Below are 16,267 nucleotides of genomic sequence, written 5' to 3'. Positions count from 1 at the left end.
CCGTGGAGGTTCGAGTCCTCTCGCCGGTATATCAAAAAGGTTTGTAAAGTCGCTTGTATAAGCAACTTTACAAACCTTTTTTCTTTGTCTTTGAGCTTTTATTCTTAAGCCGTTGAATTAGAGGCGTCTCTAATTCAACGGCCTTTTTGTGTGGAGTGTTGTTTTATTGACTGCTTAGGCGGAATGCTCGTGGAGTGAGACCAATTTCACGTTTAAACATATTGCAAAATTGGGCGTCATTCACAAACCCAGCAGCAGCTGATACTTCAGAGATATGCATTTGGGTATGTTGCAAGAGAGACTTTGCATAATCCAGACGTTTCAATAGTAGATAGCGTAGAGGTGAAGCACCGAATCGCTCTTTAAATAAATGGCGGAAACGATCATAGCTGTATCCAGACATCTCAGAAAGTGTTGCGACCGATAGCTTATGGCGGTAATGCTCATTCATATAGTTTAGAACATATTGGACTCTGTCTTCCGTTGGCGATTGAAACCCAGATGCGCTAAGAAGCCGTATCAGATGAACAGTGATTTCGCTCATTTGCAGGTTCAATAGTTCAGAGAATCCATCTTGTTTGCGCGTAAACTCTGCTTTCATTCGAAGCAAGATCTCTAGAACAGTATGGTCTTTATCATCTTCATATACGCCTTGCAAATTCTCCATATTTGGGTGATTTGAATGGAAGCCTACAAATAGTATAGTAGCATCCTCGCGATGGTTCTCGTCATGTTTATGATTGGGTGGTATTAGCGCGAATGAAGAAGAACGAAAATGATAACTTCGCGAACCTACATTAGTAGTTCCTAATCCGTTTAAATAATAGACTAGTTCATAACATTCATGCTGGTGTGGTGGAATATAGGTATTAACCTCATGTGCTGCATTTACAATATATAGAACACGATCCATGATGACCCTCCATTAATTATGTTTTAGCCGAATCGTACAAAAATATGACCGAAATCATATAATTATTTTCATTAATATTTGATATGATCGTATCAATAAATCCGGAAATTAGCAACCTGACTGGCCATCTCGTTCGGGAATTAGTCGGATTATTTGTGAAAATGATAATTTTATCTCTATTTTAGAGTCTATTCGTTAAAATCATTGAATTATTAACAATGTAACCTGCAATATGAGAGTTTCCATCTAAATCGTGAAACATGCAATGGACTAAGAAGGAGAATCTCTCAAATTACTAACCAACTATAAATAGGGGGAATAGAAAAGTGAAAAAGAAAGTTCTTTCTTTGTTGTTACTAGTAGTAATGGTAATGGTCACAGCCTGTGGAAATAATACGTCGAGTAATGGGTCTTCCACGGATGCAGGATCTAATGCAGCTGAAGGTGGAGAACCGGGTTCAGGGGATAAACTCAAAGTTGTACTTCTGATTCCAGGTACGCTTGGGGATAAATCATTCTTTGACTCTGCGAATAGCGGTTTGCAAAAGGTTAAGGATGAACTGGGTGCAGAAACAAAGGTTGTAGAAATGGGTGTCGATAAAACGAAATGGGAGCCTACGTTTAACGATATCGCCGCTGAGGACTGGGATGTTATTATTTCTGGCGGATCAGAAATTACAGAGATGTTTAATGCAACGGCTGAATTATATCCAGACAAAAAATTCATTAACTATGATACCGATATAGATGAAGCACCAGAGAATATGTACAACATGTCTTATGCGACAAATGAAGTATCTTTTCTGGCAGGTGCTGTAGCAGCACTAGCTACTCAATCTGATATGGCTAATGCTAATCCTGAGAATGTGATCGGATTTGTAGGCGGCATGGACATTCCAGGAATTAACGCTTTCCTGGTAGGCTACATTCAGGGCGCTCAATATGTTGATCCTGAGGTGAAGGTCGCTGTATCCTATGCTGGTGATTTCGTTAACCCGGCTAAAGGTAAGGAGCTTTCGTTGATTCAATACAACTCCGGTGTAGATGTTATTTTTAACGTAGCTGGCGGTACAGGTCTTGGGATCTTTGATGCAGCTAAAGAGAAGAAGAAATACGCTATTGGCGTAGACTCCGATCAGGCGATGTTGCTTAACACAACAGATAGCGAAAAAGCAAACTTGATTGTTACTTCTTCTATTAAAAAGATTGATATGGCTATTCTGGGTGCCGTGAAGAAATTACAAGAGGGTACGCTTGAAATGGGTAAACGTGATGTTTTGAGCTTTGTAGATGATGGTGTGGGCATTGCAGAAAATGATATCTATAAAAATATCTTCCCTGCCGATCTTCAGGCTAAAGTTGAAGAAGTGAAGCAAAAGCTGATCAACAAAGAAATTACAGTAGATAATGCAATGGGAATGGAAACCTCTGAAGTAGAAGCCATTCGTAACGCAGTCAAGCCTTAAGTATAGCTATAAAGTGATAAACCTACAGTTGGAGATTCTTCTTTCAGAAGAATTCCAGCTGTATATTTTTGCAGACCTCCAAGTCGAAAGGCGTTGAGACCTATGAACAAAGCTCTGCTGGAAATGCGGGGAATTACCAAGGTGTATCCCAATGGTGTCGTTGCAAATAAAGACGTGCATTTTTCTTTACGTGAGGGAGAAATTCATGCGATTGCGGGCGAAAACGGCGCTGGTAAATCAACTTTAATGAAGATCATGTTCGGCATGGAAGAGCCTAGTGAAGGTGAAATCTTTATCAAGGGTGAAAAAGTGAAGCTGCAATCTGCTCAGGATGCCATTGATAGAGGAATTGGTATGGTCCACCAGCATTTTATGCTGGTCCCTTCTTTTACGGTAGCAGAGAACATGGTGCTGGGTATGGAGCCCCGTAAGGGGGTTGGCATCCATTATGCAGAAGCTGTACGCATGACCGAAGAGACTGCGAAGAAATACAATTTGGCAGTGGATCCAAAAGCAAAAGTGGAGGATCTCACGGTCGGTATGAAGCAAAAGGTTGAAATTCTGAAGGCGCTGCTGCGAGGTGCAAAAATCCTCGTTCTGGATGAGCCGACCGCAGTGTTGACCCCGCAGGAAACAGAGGAATTGTTCCGGGAGCTTAAGCAGTTAAGAGAGCAGGGACATACGATTGTTTTTATTTCACACAAATTGAAAGAAGTGAAAGCGATCTGCGACAGAATTACGATCATGCGTAGTGGACGTAGTGAAGGTGTTTTCCAAACGAAGGATGTCACGGAGCAAGAAATCTCACGCCTTATGGTGGGCAGAGACGTCGTGTTGAAATACGACAAGGAGATTCTGTCTATTGGCGAGCCGGTACTCACTGTGCAAGGTCTAGGTGTAAATGATGCACACGGCAAAGCGTTGCTAACAGATATCAACTTTGCAGTACGCGGGGGACAAATTATCGGGATTGCTGGTGTAGAAGGGAATGGGCAGACACAGCTCATTGAGGCTCTTACAGGTAGCCTAAGAGGGGTCTCAAGCCAAGGCTCTGTGCTAGTGAAGGGAAAAGATATTCGTGAATCGGATATTTTGGATATTCGTAAGCTAGGCGTTTCCTATATCCCAGAGGATCGGATGCATCAAGGGATAGCCAGTGATGCGAGCATAGCGGATAATCTGCTGTCTACTCAGTATCGTACAAAAGCTATGAATAAAGGTCCCTTTTTAAATGGATCACGAATTGCCAAGCTTGCAGTATCACTTGTAGAAGAATTTAAAGTCCGCTGTTCGGGACCTTCTCAGCCAATAGGAATGTTATCAGGTGGTAACATGCAGAAGGTAGTAGTGGCAAGAGAGTGTTCTACAGAACCGCAACTGCTTATTGCAGAGCAGCCGACAAGGGGCGTGGATATAGGCGCGGCGCAGTTCATACATCAAAAGCTGTTGGAGCTACGCTCAGACGATTGCGCTATTTTGCTAGTGTCAGCAGACTTAAATGAGATCTTGGAGATCAGCGATAGTCTACTAGTGATGTATGAAGGAAAGATTGTTGCCTTTTTCGAGGAGCCTTCCAAGGTTAGTGAAGAAGAATTAGGGCTTTATATGCTAGGGATTCATCGACAGGACGAGGAGCAAATCAGGAGGGCCGTAAATCATGTTTAAAGTAAAATATTTTGAATACATTCGAACATCGGCAGTCATCGTAATTGCACTCGCTATTGCTTTTCTGATCATCTCATTGGTCAGCAATCAGCCGGTGAAGACAATTGGGATATTCCTATTTGAGCCGCTATCCAGTAAAGGCCATATCGGTAATGTGATTGAGATGGCCATTCCGCTCATGTTCACTGGATTAGCAGTTTCTTTGTTGTTCCGGGCAAATATGTTCAACTTGGGAGCTGAAGGGATTTTCTATTTCTCCGGTGTTGTGACTTCCGTGTTGGCTATTCATTTAACGCTGGACGGGTGGCTTCATCCGATCGTAGCTATTGCTGCGGGTTCTATTGTAGGAGCGTTGCTCTCGGCAATACCCGGCATCCTCAAAGCCAAATGGAATGCCAATGAGCTGGTTACATCCTTGATGTTCAATAATATTTTGTTTGGAGTAGGTTTATATCTATTGAACTATCACTTACGTGATGCAAAAGCATTTGCCAATGTATCCTACAAATTCGAGAAAACGGCACTGCTGAGTAAAATGGTACCTGGCACCCGTATTCATACCGGACTTATTATCGTTATCGTGCTTATTATTGCAGCACATTTATTCCTATACAAGACTAAATGGGGATATGAGCTGCGAATGACAGGCATCAACCGGAACTTTGCACGTTATTCAGGCATGAAGACCGCGAAGGTTATTATACTGGTTCACTTGATTGCTGGTTTTATCGCGGGGATGGGGGGTTCCGTAGAAGTGCTAGGGATGTACAACCGATTCCAATGGACCTCGTTACCAGGTTATGGTTTAGATGGTGCTCTTGTAGCGATGTTAGCCAAGAATAATCCGCTATCCGTAATCGGTGCAGCATTATTCCTTGCGTATATCCGGATCGGAGCCGATATGATGGCACGTCTGTCTGATGTACCTTCAGAGATGATTTCTATTATACAGGCGATTATCATTCTTCTGATTTCGGCAGAGCAATTTCTGAAGTTCTGGAAAAATCGGATGCTCTTGAAGGAGGCGAAGGAAGCGTGAACAGCTTATTTGATGTAATTTTTACGACTGACTTTGCGTTTTCTGTTCTTCGGGTGACGACACCGATTCTATTCGCCGCATTGGGAGCGTTAATCTCTAATAGGGCTGGTATCATCAACATTGGTATGGAAGGCATCATGCTTGTCGCGGCGTTAGCCGGTGTCATTGTAAGCAGCTACACGCATAGTGCGTGGGTAGGTTTACTTGGGGCCGTGATGTCCGGAACACTGATCGCTGGAATATTAGCTTTTTTCACACTGAAATTCAAAACACATATCATTCTCGGCGGTGTAGCTATTAATATGTTCGCTTCTGGAGGAACCGTGTTTATTCTTTATTTACTTAGTGGAGATAAGGGATCTTCTACTTCTCTGGCGAGTAAAGTGCTGCCTAGCGTAGACATTCCTTTGCTGAAGGATATTCCCGTGCTGGGGCCGATTTTATCAGGGCATCACATTTTGACCTATGTATCTATCATTGCTGTGTTTGTTGTCTACTATCTCTTAAACCGTACACCGCTTGGTCTGCGCATTCGTTCAGTGGGTGAAAATCCACACGCAGCTCAATCTGTAGGTGTAAGTGTTGTGAAAATACAGTATATGGCTTTGCTGCTTAGTGGATTTTTCGCTGGTTTGGGTGGGGCATACATGTCGATGGGTTACCTGTCACTGTTCACTCGCGATATGATCGCTGGTCGGGGCTGGATTGCCATTGCGGCAGAGTCTATGGGGAGAAGTACGACAGTAGGTACGGCGTTAACTTCTCTTTTATTTGGTACCGCAGATGCATTGTCGAATGCGCTTCAGGTGCTGAAAATTCCTGCGGAGCTAATCGGCACGCTTCCTTATGTAGCAACGGTAATTGGACTAGTGATCTATGCCGTATCTGAGACACGGAAGAAGAACAAAAAACTTAAAAGCCCGCTAATGAAATAGCGATAGAAATAACGAGGATTTATACAACTAAGGAGTGAATGACTATGCGAACACCTATTATTATTGACTGCGATCCAGGGCATGATGACGCAATCGCTATCCTGCTTGCAATAGCAAATTCGGAGAAGCTGGATCTGCGCGGGATTACAACGGTTGGTGGAAACCAGATCCTCGATAAAATTACAGAAAACGCACTTAAAGTGATCAGCTTTGTGAATGCTGATATTCCTGTAGCCAAAGGGGCTGCGGGTCCGCTGTTCGGCAAGCTTGTTACAGGTGAGGAAGCACATGGTGAATCAGGCATGGACGGCCCAATGTTGCCACCAAGTAAATTCCGGCCTGTAGAAGAAGGCGCTGTGGAATTTATGCTGAATATTATCCGTTCTTCGGAGGAGAAGATTACGCTCGTACCGATGGCTCCTTTAACAAATATCGCCCTGCTAATCACTGCTTATCCAGAGATTAAGGAAAGAATTGAAAAGATTTCACTGATGGGCGGAGGAATTTCTTATGGAAATGTAACCTCTACTGCGGAGTTTAATATCTATGTAGATCCTGAAGCCGCTCGTATCGTATTTGAATCGGGTATTCCGATTACGATGAGTGGTCTGGATGTGACTGATAAGGCAGCCATTTTCGAAGATGAGATCGCAGCATTGAAAGAGCGTGGGCCAGTGTCCACTATGGTCGGAGAGCTGTTAGATTTCTATTCGATCTTCGGAAAGAAAATGGGCTATGTCGGTAGTGCACTGCATGATCCATGCGCCGTAGCTTGGCTCTTGCATCCAGAACTGTTTGAATCCGAGCATCTATATGTAACGGTAGAGACAGAAGGCAAGCTAACACGTGGAATGACGGTTGCAGACAAACGAAAGAAGACAGATCGTCCAGCAAATGTAGAAGTTCTGGTGGGAGTAGACCGGGAAGCATTTATGAAACTGATCTTTGATTCACTGGAAAAGCTAGATCAAGAGCTGCTTGCGGCTGAAGGGAATTAACCTATGGCAGGATGGGAGAGACTTCAAGAGACGGTTCAGTTTGAATTGGTTCAGCGTGGAGAAGAAGGCTGCAAGATTGACGGCTTCGCGGATAAACTAGCTGCTGCAGGTGCCGATGAGATTAAGCTGATGCAAGTATACAACGAGTTGATGGAGCTCACGGTTGCTGAGGACTTTCCTTATGAAGAGCCATCTTCACTGGAGGAGATTCGTCGTCTTCGTCCAGAAGGTCCACGCAAGCTTGAGGCTGACTGGAGCGAAGCAGAATGGAGAGATAAGTTCTACGGAGCTTGGCTAGGTAGAAGCGTCGGTTGCGCACTTGGCAAACCACTGGAGTATTGGGACTACCTCTACGGTAAAGATGGACGCCCGGGCTGGGAGAATATTGAGCTGTGGTTCCGGGGTGCGGACGCATGGCCAATTACTGGTTATACGCCTGGGCATTCGCGGGCAGAGGTAGAATATGGCCTTGGTTTAAGCGAATGGACTTACGCTAGTACCAGCGAGACTATTAAGTTTATGGAGAGCGATGATGATATTCGTTACACGGTTCTAGGCCTTATGTTGCTGGAGCAGAAGGGGCTGGACTGGGATTCTTGGGATATCGGGAAGCTCTGGCATAAATATCTGACATATGCTCAGGTATGTACGGCAGAGACACAGTCGTATATGAATTTTGCACAGGAGACGTCTCATCTGCATGGTGAGAAGCCTGCGGATTGGTTGGCGCGGCAGGAAAGAGTGCGGATGCACTTAAATCCTTACCGGGAATGGATTGGTGCGGCAATACGCGCAGATGGACTAGCTTATGGTGCGGCAGGACACCCTGAGCTTGCAGCGGAGCTAGGCTGGCGCGATGCTTCTTTCTCACATGTGAAGAACGGGATCTATGGCGAAATGTTTAATGCGGCGATGATTTCGGCAGCTTTTGCTGAAAAAGATAACGAGCGTATTCTTGAGATTGCTCTTAGTGAGATCCCTAGTACTAGCCGTCTGACAAGTGACGTTCTACGGGGTATAGATATTGCACAGAAGGCCAAGAGTGAGCGTGAATTAGTGAGTAAAATTTGGGATACATTCAGTCATTATGATGCGGTGCATACCAATAATAATGCAGCTCTTGTGGCTGCTTCGCTAGTCTATGGCGGGAATGATTTTGAAAAAGCGGTCGTTACATCCGTTTACGGCGGAATGGATACAGACTGTAATGGTGCTACAGTTGGTTCTATTATGGGAGCGAAGCTTGGAGCAAGTGTGCTGCCGGCTTCGTGGGTTGAACCGCTCCATGATACGCTATATGCGGATCTGCCTGGGTTCCATCCGATAGCGATTTCGGAATGTGCGGAGCGAAGCTATCAGGTGTTCTTGAAGATTCGCAAGGAGCTTGACGGAAAGTCTTAGATCAGGGAATGCGAATAGAAAAAAAAGGATGTCTTAAGCTATCGAGCTTAGACATCCTTTTTTTCGTAGCTATCTAGTTCTTGAAATAGATGTAACAGGGGTTTAGGAGTTAGGTAACAGGAGAATCCTGATTTGAAGAGGGAGTTGTACAGTAATTTATTAGGGAGATAAACTCTTAAAAATAGCCCGGTATAAAGGGTTTTTATGTTATCACTATTTTTTCCTGATATATCATTTGAAGAAAAATGATGACACAGAACATAAAATGCCTTATTATTTAAAGAGATTTTTAGTAAAACAGTTTTTAAATAATTATAGTACAAACCTTGGCTTAGAAGGTTCCAGTATAAATGGAAAGGAAGGGGGAGTTTGCAATCCTATCGCTGAGTGGGGTGAGTAAAGCCTTCAAGCTGAAGGACGGCATGTATCAGGCGGTGGATGATGTATCGCTGGATGTGAAGAAAGGATCGATTCACGGGATTATTGGTGAAAGCGGTGCAGGGAAATCCACACTGCTGCGACTAATTAATCTGCTGGAAAAGCCGGACCAAGGGACAGTAACCGTAGAAGGGCAACATTTAACCGGAATGCCGAGTAAACAGCTACGGAAAGCTAGGGAAAAGATTGGGATGATTTTCCAGCAATTTAATCTGGTCAATAACGTCACGGTAAGCCGCAACATTTCGATCCCTCTGGAACTGGCAGGGGTGCCGAAGCGTGAACGGATGAAGCGGGTGAAGGAATGTCTCGATTTTGTCGGATTGGCTGATAAGGCAGAGCAATATCCCGCACAGCTAAGTGGAGGACAACGACAACGTGTGGCGATCGCCCGGGCGCTTTCTAATAGTCCAGGACTATTGCTATGTGACGAACCAACATCCTCACTAGATCCAGGAACAACTGCGGATATTCTGAATGTCCTGAAGCATATTAATGGGGGCCTTGGGGTTACTGTAGTGATTGTTACGCATGAGATGGATGTTGTCAAAAGCATTTGCACGCACGTATCCGTAATGGAAAAGGGTCGAATCGTAGATTCGTTCTCTCGCGATGACGGTGATTTCCGGCCTGCTGCAGTTCGTACTGGCTCGTACCGGGATCAAATTCTGGGTAAAGCGGGGGAAACTCATGTTTGATAGTGTACTTCAATATCAGGCACAGATGTGGGAGTCGATTGGAGAAACTTTTATAATGGTCGGCATTTCTGTTGGTGCCGCACTGCTGCTGGGGCTTCCACTCGGGACGTTGTTGTTCTTTTGCCGAAAAGGGCAGCTCTATGAGAATAAAACATTGTCACTGGTGCTTAACAGCATCGTAAATATTATCCGTTCATTTCCATTCCTGCTGCTTGTCGTTGCACTTATTCCCGTCACTCGTTTCCTTGTCGGAACTGCGATTGGAACAATGGCAGCCACGGTTCCATTATCCATAGTTGCTATTGCTTATTACTCTCGTCTGGTGGAGCAGTCTTTGCTGGAGGTTCCTAAAGGAGTCATAGAAGCGGCGTTGTCTATGGGAGCCTCGAAGCTGGGGTTGATCTTTAAATTCCTGTATGTAGAGGCCCGTTCGGGTCTGGTGCTCGGGCTTACTACCTCTACCATTAGTTTTATCTCTTATTCGACCGTAATGGGGGTTGTTGGAGGGGGCGGGGTTGGCGATTTTGCGATCCGTTATGGCTATCAGCGTTTTGAGACTGAAGTGATGATCTATGCGATTGTTGTGATGATTGTATTAGTTCAGATGGTTCAATTCACAGGAGGAACGGTTTCGCGGCTGTTAGATAAGCGTTGATCGTTTACCCTTCATTGCAAAGCATGGAAATACAAATTTGTTTACTATATAAAGCGGGGGTTAGTCGTAATCATGAAAAAATCAATGATAATTGTGCTAATGTTAATGGTATTGGTAGTAGCGGGTTGTGGTTCTAATAATGCAGCAAAGAACAATACTGCCAAAGGTAGCGATGATTTAACCAAATTAAAGATTGCTACTTTGATTCCACCAATGACGGAAATTCTGGACATTGTAAAGCCACTTCTGAAGGAAGATGGTATTGATCTTGAAATTGTTGTGCTGTCTGACAATGTGCAGCCTAATGAAGCTTTGGCGAATAAAGAGGTAGACGCTAACTTTTTCCAACACGTTCCTTATATGAAGCAGTTTAATGAAAGTAAAGGCTCCAATCTAGTAGAGGTACAGCCTGTCTATGACGCTATTTATGGTGGATACTCCAAGCGCTACAAGAATGTTGCGGATCTGCCGGAAGGTGCAACACTAGTAATGGCTAATGATCCTTCAAATATCGGTCGTTCCTTACAGATGTTTGCTGCAGCCGATTTGATTAAGCTAAAAGAAGGCGTAGGCATCCAGGCTACACAAGCAGACATTACTGAAAATCCAAAAAACTTTAAGTTTGAGGAAGTAGATTTGTTGATGTTGGCCCGTATGCTGGATGATGGAGATCTAGTAGCAATGACTCCGGCTTATGCTAGCCCACTTGGATTGACACCGAAGAAAGATGCGCTGATTACTGAAGGCGAAGATTCTGAATTCACCATCACCTTGGTTGCACGTGAAGACAACAAGGACTCTGATGCGATTCAGAAGTTGGCTAAACGCATTAGCGGCCCTGAAGTGAAGAAATTCCTTGAGGATAATTACGCGGATATCGCGTTGCCTGCTTTTAAATAGTTAGATTAGTAATTCAACGAGACTTGTCCATTATGGGCAAGTCTTTTTTTGTGTCACTAGAATGTAAGAACTGCTCTATATAATGGGTTGTAGAATAACAAAGCGGAATGGAGATGGGGATATGTCTGTACTTAGCGCAATTAATCTCACAAAACATTACGGTAAGGGTACTAACCTGGTCAAGGCACTAGATGGTATTAACGTAGAGATACACAACGGTGAATTTATAGCGATTGTCGGGACATCAGGAAGTGGGAAGTCAACGCTCTTACATATGCTTGGCGGACTTGATCGGGCAACTGATGGACAAGTGATCATAGATGGAAAGAATATTTTTAGGATGAAGGATGATGAGTTAACCGTATTTAGGAGAAGAAAAATTGGATTTGTGTTTCAGAACTACAATCTGGTGCCGATTCTGAATGTATACGAGAATATAGTGCTACCCATAGAGCTGGATGGAAACAAAATAGATAAGGATTTCGTGGATCATATTGTGAATACGTTAGGTCTCTCGCAAAAATTGGACAACCTCCCCGGTCAGCTATCAGGCGGTCAGCAGCAAAGGGTAGCTATCGCACGGGCCTTGGCAGCTAAACCTTCCATTATCTTAGCAGATGAACCTACAGGGAACTTGGACAGCATTACTAGTCAGGAGGTCATTGGATTACTCAAAGTAACTAGCAGACAGTTTAATCAGACGATTCTAATGATTACTCATAATGAAGAGATTGCTCAGCTTGCAGACCGGACCATCCGGATAGAGGACGGTAAAATTACTGGAGGGGCATTGTGATGATGCTTCCAAACAGCAATAAACCAATTGTTAAAAAGCTGACAAGCAGGAGCCTGAAAGCCAACCGGACCCGAAATCGGTTCGTAATTATAGCCATCGTGCTTACTACCTGGCTTATTACTTCTTTTTTTAGTATTGGACTTAGCAACTATAAAACCTTCGAAATGCAGCAATTGAAAATAAACGGGACCATGGCTGATGCCTACTTGACCTCACCGTCAGAACAGCAATTAAACAAGTTAAAGGAACATTCCTATATTAAGACCATCGGACTTCAGTCCAAAGTGGGGGATGTTGTCAATACTCCTGAATGGGGAGACCTTAATTTAGCTTTGCTCTGGTATGACTCTACGGAATGGACAGAAATGCGTAAGCCGGTAATTGACGGGCTAAAGGGCAAGTACCCAGAGAAGGACAATGAAATCGCCGTTCCTTTATGGATATTACATTCGATGGGGATTAATGATCCGCAGTTAGGCATGAGCTTGCCATTTACTTACTCTGTTTCGCGAGCTGGGGTGAAATCTCAAGAGAATAACAACTTCGTACTAAGTGGATGGTTTACCGATTACAGTCATGTCCGTACCGGGAATTCTGGAGCTATGCTGGTATCGGGGGCTTTTGCTACAGCTCATGGCGTAGATCTTAAGAATCCCAAAAATGCCACTATTCTATTTAATGAGAAAAACACGGATGAACTTATCTCGCGTTTGCAACAGGATATTACTTTAGAAAAAAATCAAAAGCTCGAACCTGTCTCTAACCAATCGTCTACCTCTTCAGATAGAACAGCGACTTTGATCGGTTATGCTGGAATTATATTATTTGTTATGTTGAGCGGATATTTATTAATTTATAATGTGCTTTATATTTCTGTCTCAAGGGATACAAGGTTCTACGGTCTACTTAGAACGCTAGGAACTACACAACTGCAGATTAAAAAAATAGTTAGGGCACAGGCTTCACGGCTAGCACTTATCGCTATCCCACTGGGACTTGCCGCAGGAGCTGTGACTTCCTTCGTAATGGTGCCGCTGGCTATGAGTACAATGGATCTGGATACGGGCGTGGTGATTTCTTTTCACCCGTTAATCTTTATTGGAGCTGCGTTGTTTGCTTGGTTGACCACCATGTTTAGCGCTATCAAACCTGCCTCTATCGCTGGCAAAGTCTCTCCAATAGAAGCGGTGAGATATACAGGTACGATGGTTAAAGCTAAGACGAAGCGGGGAACTGGCGGATCTAAGCTGCATCGACTGGCTTGGCGTAATATTTTTAGAGTGAAAAAAAGAGCGATGGTTGTATTTCTCTCTTTATTTCTCGGGCTGACAACTTTTCTGGTGATCAATACGCTTGTGCTTAGTATGAGTACAGATCATTTTGTTGCTGAATACATGGATAACGATTTCACGCTGTCCAATCAGACGATGTCCTTTGGGTTTGAGGGGGAAATGAAAGCCAAGATTACAGAGGATATGATCAAGGAAATTCAGGATATAAAGGGAGTAAAAGAGGTCTTCAAAGCTTATACCGGGATAGGTCAGATCAAGTATGATCCTAAGGTGTTCAGTAAGTATATGGATGAATTCGCAAAATCATATCACACAGATCGCCCTACCGATGAACAATTAGCTGTGCCTCAAAGCATGTTCTCAATGACCCATGTTATTGGGTTAGACTCAGCTCAGGTTAAGAAGATGGAAGAGAAATTAGAAATCACTGTAGATATGGAACGCTTTGAAAAAGGTGAGATCGCCTTGCTGGACAATTTTAGTCTCAGTGGTCTTGAGATAGGAGATCCATTTCAAATAGGTCCTATAAACAGCGAAGCGACACAATCTTTCGATATTGGCGGGCTAGGTGACTTCAGCTCTCTAGGGTCGGCACATTTTGTAGCTCCGAATGTATACATCAGTCACACTGCAATGGAGAAATTTATGAAAAACCCACTTATAAGTAAAGTGTATATTAATGCTGACTCAGAAGACTGGAAGCAGATTACCGATCAATTGGAAGGACTCATCGGCGGAGATAGTGAGCTGAAGCTGGAGTCGAAGCTGTATATGGAAAAATTCATGGAATCGGCAAAGTTAACCTTTTACATTATGGGTGGTGGAATTGCGCTCATTCTAGCGCTGATTGGAATTTTGAATTACGTTAATATTATGTATACAGGAGTTGTAGCTCGGAAGCTGGAGTTCGCAGTGATGGAGAGCATCGGGATGACCTCTAAGCAGATGAGAAAGCTGTTGCTGTTTGAAGGAGCAGGTTATGCGATCATATCTACGTTGCTAATCTCAACAATAGGCACATTAATCAGTTACGGTGCTTATAGCCTGTTCAGCCAAGAAGCTACTTATGCTGTGTTTAGCTTCCCAACCCTTCCGCTTTCAATTGCAATTGTACTCGTTTTTGTGGTTTGCCTGAGTGTTCCGCTTATTGCTTATAAGCAAATTAAAAAGGACAGCATTGTGGAACGTCTGCGGCAAATGGAATAGAGCTAATTAATTTACAGCGTAGCCTTCCTCTGCTTGTTACAATGATAGGTATTGAGGTGAGTTTCAATGACAACCATTCTAATTGTAGAGGATGACGGTCTCTTAAACGAGGGGCTAAAGTTCATGCTTGAAAAAGAAAACCATAAGATTATTCAGGCCTATTCTTTTCAGGAGGCGGCTTCTAGAATTCAGGATCAGACCATCGGTCTGGTCCTTTTGGACATTAATCTCCCCGATGAGAGTGGCCTTATACTGTGTCGGGAAATTCGGCGAACGAGTTCCATTCCGGTTATATTTCTAACTGCCAACGATACGGAGCAGGATATGGTAGCTGGATTTGGGCTAGGAGCTGATGATTATATTGCGAAGCCATTTAGCATGGCCGTACTTTTGCAACGTGTTAAGGCTGTTCTCCGACGAACAGGCACTGATGGGGGCTCAGAGCTGTTTCATTACAAGGATATTACAATTAACTCAGCCAAAATGAAGATTTACAAATATGGACAAGAAATAAAACTAACCACTAATGAGTATCGTCTCCTTGCCATCTTAACCGAAAATAGCGGTCAAGTTCTTACTAGGAGGTTAATGCTGGAGAAGCTATGGGATATAGATGGTAATTTCGTGGATGAGAATACACTAAGCGTAAATATTCGTAGGCTGCGGTCTAAAATTGAGGATGATCCGAAAGATTGTCAATATATTAAAACTGTATTCGGTATCGGCTACACATGGGGAGAGTAAGGATGAAGAATCCCTTTACAAAAATTATTTGGAGCTCGTTCACCTTTTTTGCTGTAGCCGTTGTGTTGTTTGTATCTATGCTTATCTATTATAAGCCTGAGAGGCATGTAGTTATTGTATCCGTGGTGTTTATTAGCTTGATGGTTTTGCTGTTTATAAGTTTTGTGCTCGCGCTTCGTAAAGAAATGCTAAACACTCTATTTTCATTGTCGAGACTGATTCAAGATCTTATTAATGGACAAATGACTCAGATGTTCCCGGTACAGGAGGATACACTTCTCTCTAAATTACAGCATCAGGTTATTCAATTATCTGAGCTGTTGTCTTCGCAGAAGCAGCGCTACCGTGAAGAGAGTCAAGAAGTCAAAACATTGATCTCTGATATCTCTCATCAACTTAAGACTCCTTTAGCCAATTTAGGGATGTATAACAGCCTTCTTATGGATGAAGGACTCCCCGCTGAAACACGCAGTGAATTTATTCGCCATATGGGTAGCCAGATTGAGAAGCTGTATTGGCTCATGGAGAATCTGATCAAGTTATCGCGTCTCGAATCCGGTATTATAGAGCTTCATACGGAGAAGTATGGTCTTGAGAATACTGTGTTGTCAGCGATCAAACAGGCGTTTCCAGCAGCCGAGCAAAAGAATATAGAGATCTTACTGGAATCCGATCAGGGAATTATGCTGCAACATGATCCCAAGTGGACGGGAGAAGCTATCTATAACATCATCGATAATGCTCTGAAATATACGCTCAGGTCCTGCAGTGTTAGAATTACGATTCGCAGGTATGATCTTTTTGCAAGGATTGATGTTGCCGATGGTGGAATAGGAATTCCTGCCGCTGAGATGAATGACATTTTTAAACGATTTTACCGAGGTGCGGGTTCCAATGGAACTGAAGGTGTTGGCATAGGCCTTTATTTAGCCCGTAAAATTGTGACCGAGCAGGGTGGATATATAAAAGTGAGATCCGAGTTAAGTAAAGGAAGTGTTTTTTCTATATTTTTGCCGTTACGCTGATTCTGAATGTACTCGAAGCTTAGCCCCCTAAATTGGGGGTTTTTCTCAAAATATAAGAAAGTATATGTTTCACGTTATACATTATCCTTATATTTC

14 protein-coding genes are annotated in these 16,267 nt (G+C 43.4%); 13 read left to right on the top strand and 1 reads right to left on the bottom strand.

What is annotated here, in order from left to right:
* Positions 1 to 163: 163 nt before the first annotated feature.
* Positions 164 to 913: an AraC family transcriptional regulator gene (locus tag CA600_RS28690; protein WP_094874521.1), complete on the bottom strand. Its 750-nt coding sequence runs from the start codon at positions 911 to 913 to the stop codon at positions 164 to 166.
* Between the two features lie 326 nt (positions 914 to 1,239).
* Here CA600_RS28690 and CA600_RS28685 point away from each other — a divergent pair, with 326 nt between their 5' ends.
* The 13 genes from CA600_RS28685 to CA600_RS28625 all read left to right on the top strand — a co-directional run bounded on the left by CA600_RS28685 (position 1,240) and on the right by CA600_RS28625 (position 16,171).
* Complete coding sequence (locus tag CA600_RS28685; RefSeq protein ID WP_094874520.1) at positions 1,240 to 2,379, top strand: BMP family ABC transporter substrate-binding protein; 1,140 nt, start codon at positions 1,240 to 1,242, stop codon at positions 2,377 to 2,379.
* 102 nt (positions 2,380 to 2,481) lie between these two features.
* Positions 2,482 to 4,044, top strand: coding sequence for an ABC transporter ATP-binding protein (locus CA600_RS28680; protein ID WP_094874519.1), 1,563 nt, complete (start codon positions 2,482 to 2,484; stop codon positions 4,042 to 4,044).
* Complete coding sequence (locus CA600_RS28675) at positions 4,037 to 5,083, top strand: ABC transporter permease (protein ID WP_042131006.1); 1,047 nt, start codon at positions 4,037 to 4,039, stop codon at positions 5,081 to 5,083. Before CA600_RS28680 ends, CA600_RS28675 begins: the two co-directional genes overlap by 8 nt.
* The gene (locus CA600_RS28670; RefSeq protein WP_094874518.1) at positions 5,080 to 6,018 is read left to right on the top strand and encodes an ABC transporter permease; all 939 of its coding nucleotides are present in this window, start codon (positions 5,080 to 5,082) and stop codon (positions 6,016 to 6,018) included. The genes CA600_RS28675 and CA600_RS28670 overlap by 4 nt, the downstream gene beginning before the upstream one ends.
* 44 nt (positions 6,019 to 6,062) lie before the next feature.
* A complete protein-coding gene (locus CA600_RS28665) occupies positions 6,063 to 7,016 on the top strand; it encodes a nucleoside hydrolase (RefSeq protein WP_094874517.1) in 954 nt (317 codons plus the stop codon).
* 3 nt (positions 7,017 to 7,019) lie between these two features.
* Positions 7,020 to 8,417, top strand: a complete 1,398-nt coding sequence (locus CA600_RS28660; protein ID WP_094874516.1) for an ADP-ribosylglycohydrolase family protein — start codon at positions 7,020 to 7,022, stop codon at positions 8,415 to 8,417.
* A 374-nt stretch (positions 8,418 to 8,791) separates the two neighbouring features.
* Positions 8,792 to 9,553 (top strand): methionine ABC transporter ATP-binding protein, encoded by a 762-nt coding sequence (locus tag CA600_RS28655; protein WP_094874523.1) that lies wholly within the window; start codon positions 8,792 to 8,794, stop codon positions 9,551 to 9,553.
* Complete coding sequence (locus tag CA600_RS28650) at positions 9,546 to 10,208, top strand: methionine ABC transporter permease (protein ID WP_094874515.1); 663 nt, start codon at positions 9,546 to 9,548, stop codon at positions 10,206 to 10,208. Before CA600_RS28655 ends, CA600_RS28650 begins: the two co-directional genes overlap by 8 nt.
* Before the next feature lie 72 nt (positions 10,209 to 10,280).
* The gene (locus tag CA600_RS28645) at positions 10,281 to 11,108 is read left to right on the top strand and encodes a MetQ/NlpA family ABC transporter substrate-binding protein (RefSeq protein WP_094874514.1); all 828 of its coding nucleotides are present in this window, start codon (positions 10,281 to 10,283) and stop codon (positions 11,106 to 11,108) included.
* Positions 11,109 to 11,229: 121 nt separating this feature from the next.
* Positions 11,230 to 11,904 (top strand): ABC transporter ATP-binding protein, encoded by a 675-nt coding sequence (locus CA600_RS28640; protein WP_094874513.1) that lies wholly within the window; start codon positions 11,230 to 11,232, stop codon positions 11,902 to 11,904.
* Positions 11,904 to 14,402, top strand: a complete 2,499-nt coding sequence (locus CA600_RS28635; protein ID WP_094874512.1) for an ABC transporter permease — start codon at positions 11,904 to 11,906, stop codon at positions 14,400 to 14,402. The genes CA600_RS28640 and CA600_RS28635 overlap by 1 nt, the downstream gene beginning before the upstream one ends.
* 66 nt (positions 14,403 to 14,468) lie before the next feature.
* Complete coding sequence (locus tag CA600_RS28630; RefSeq protein ID WP_094874511.1) at positions 14,469 to 15,146, top strand: response regulator transcription factor; 678 nt, start codon at positions 14,469 to 14,471, stop codon at positions 15,144 to 15,146.
* A gap of 2 nt (positions 15,147 to 15,148) precedes the next feature.
* Entirely contained in the window at positions 15,149 to 16,171 is a 1,023-nt protein-coding gene (locus CA600_RS28625; protein WP_218832806.1) for a sensor histidine kinase, read from the top strand.
* The last annotated feature ends 96 nt before the right edge of the window (positions 16,172 to 16,267 follow it).

The sequence above is a fragment of the Paenibacillus sp. VTT E-133280 genome, from assembly GCF_002264385.1.
In the GTDB taxonomy this organism is placed as follows: domain Bacteria; phylum Bacillota; class Bacilli; order Paenibacillales; family Paenibacillaceae; genus Paenibacillus_AQ; species Paenibacillus_AQ nitricinens.
The sequence above is the reverse complement of the archived record's forward strand: the minus strand, read 5'-3'. Positions and strand labels throughout refer to the sequence as shown.

What these genes read in the sequence shown, in the direction of transcription:
- CA600_RS28690 (WP_094874521.1), bottom strand. Translation starts at nt 913, where the DNA reads ATGGATCGTGTTCTATATATTGTAAATGCAGCACATGAGGTTAATACC.
- CA600_RS28680 (WP_094874519.1), top strand. Translation starts at nt 2,482, where the DNA reads ATGAACAAAGCTCTGCTGGAAATGCGGGGAATTACCAAGGTGTATCCC.
- CA600_RS28675 (WP_042131006.1), top strand. Translation starts at nt 4,037, where the DNA reads ATGTTTAAAGTAAAATATTTTGAATACATTCGAACATCGGCAGTCATC.
- CA600_RS28665 (WP_094874517.1), top strand. Translation starts at nt 6,063, where the DNA reads ATGCGAACACCTATTATTATTGACTGCGATCCAGGGCATGATGACGCA.
- CA600_RS28660 (WP_094874516.1), top strand. Translation starts at nt 7,020, where the DNA reads ATGGCAGGATGGGAGAGACTTCAAGAGACGGTTCAGTTTGAATTGGTT.
- CA600_RS28650 (WP_094874515.1), top strand. Translation starts at nt 9,546, where the DNA reads ATGTTTGATAGTGTACTTCAATATCAGGCACAGATGTGGGAGTCGATT.
- CA600_RS28645 (WP_094874514.1), top strand. Translation starts at nt 10,281, where the DNA reads ATGAAAAAATCAATGATAATTGTGCTAATGTTAATGGTATTGGTAGTA.
- CA600_RS28640 (WP_094874513.1), top strand. Translation starts at nt 11,230, where the DNA reads ATGTCTGTACTTAGCGCAATTAATCTCACAAAACATTACGGTAAGGGT.
- CA600_RS28635 (WP_094874512.1), top strand. Translation starts at nt 11,904, where the DNA reads ATGATGCTTCCAAACAGCAATAAACCAATTGTTAAAAAGCTGACAAGC.
- CA600_RS28630 (WP_094874511.1), top strand. Translation starts at nt 14,469, where the DNA reads ATGACAACCATTCTAATTGTAGAGGATGACGGTCTCTTAAACGAGGGG.
- CA600_RS28625 (WP_218832806.1), top strand. Translation starts at nt 15,149, where the DNA reads ATGAAGAATCCCTTTACAAAAATTATTTGGAGCTCGTTCACCTTTTTT.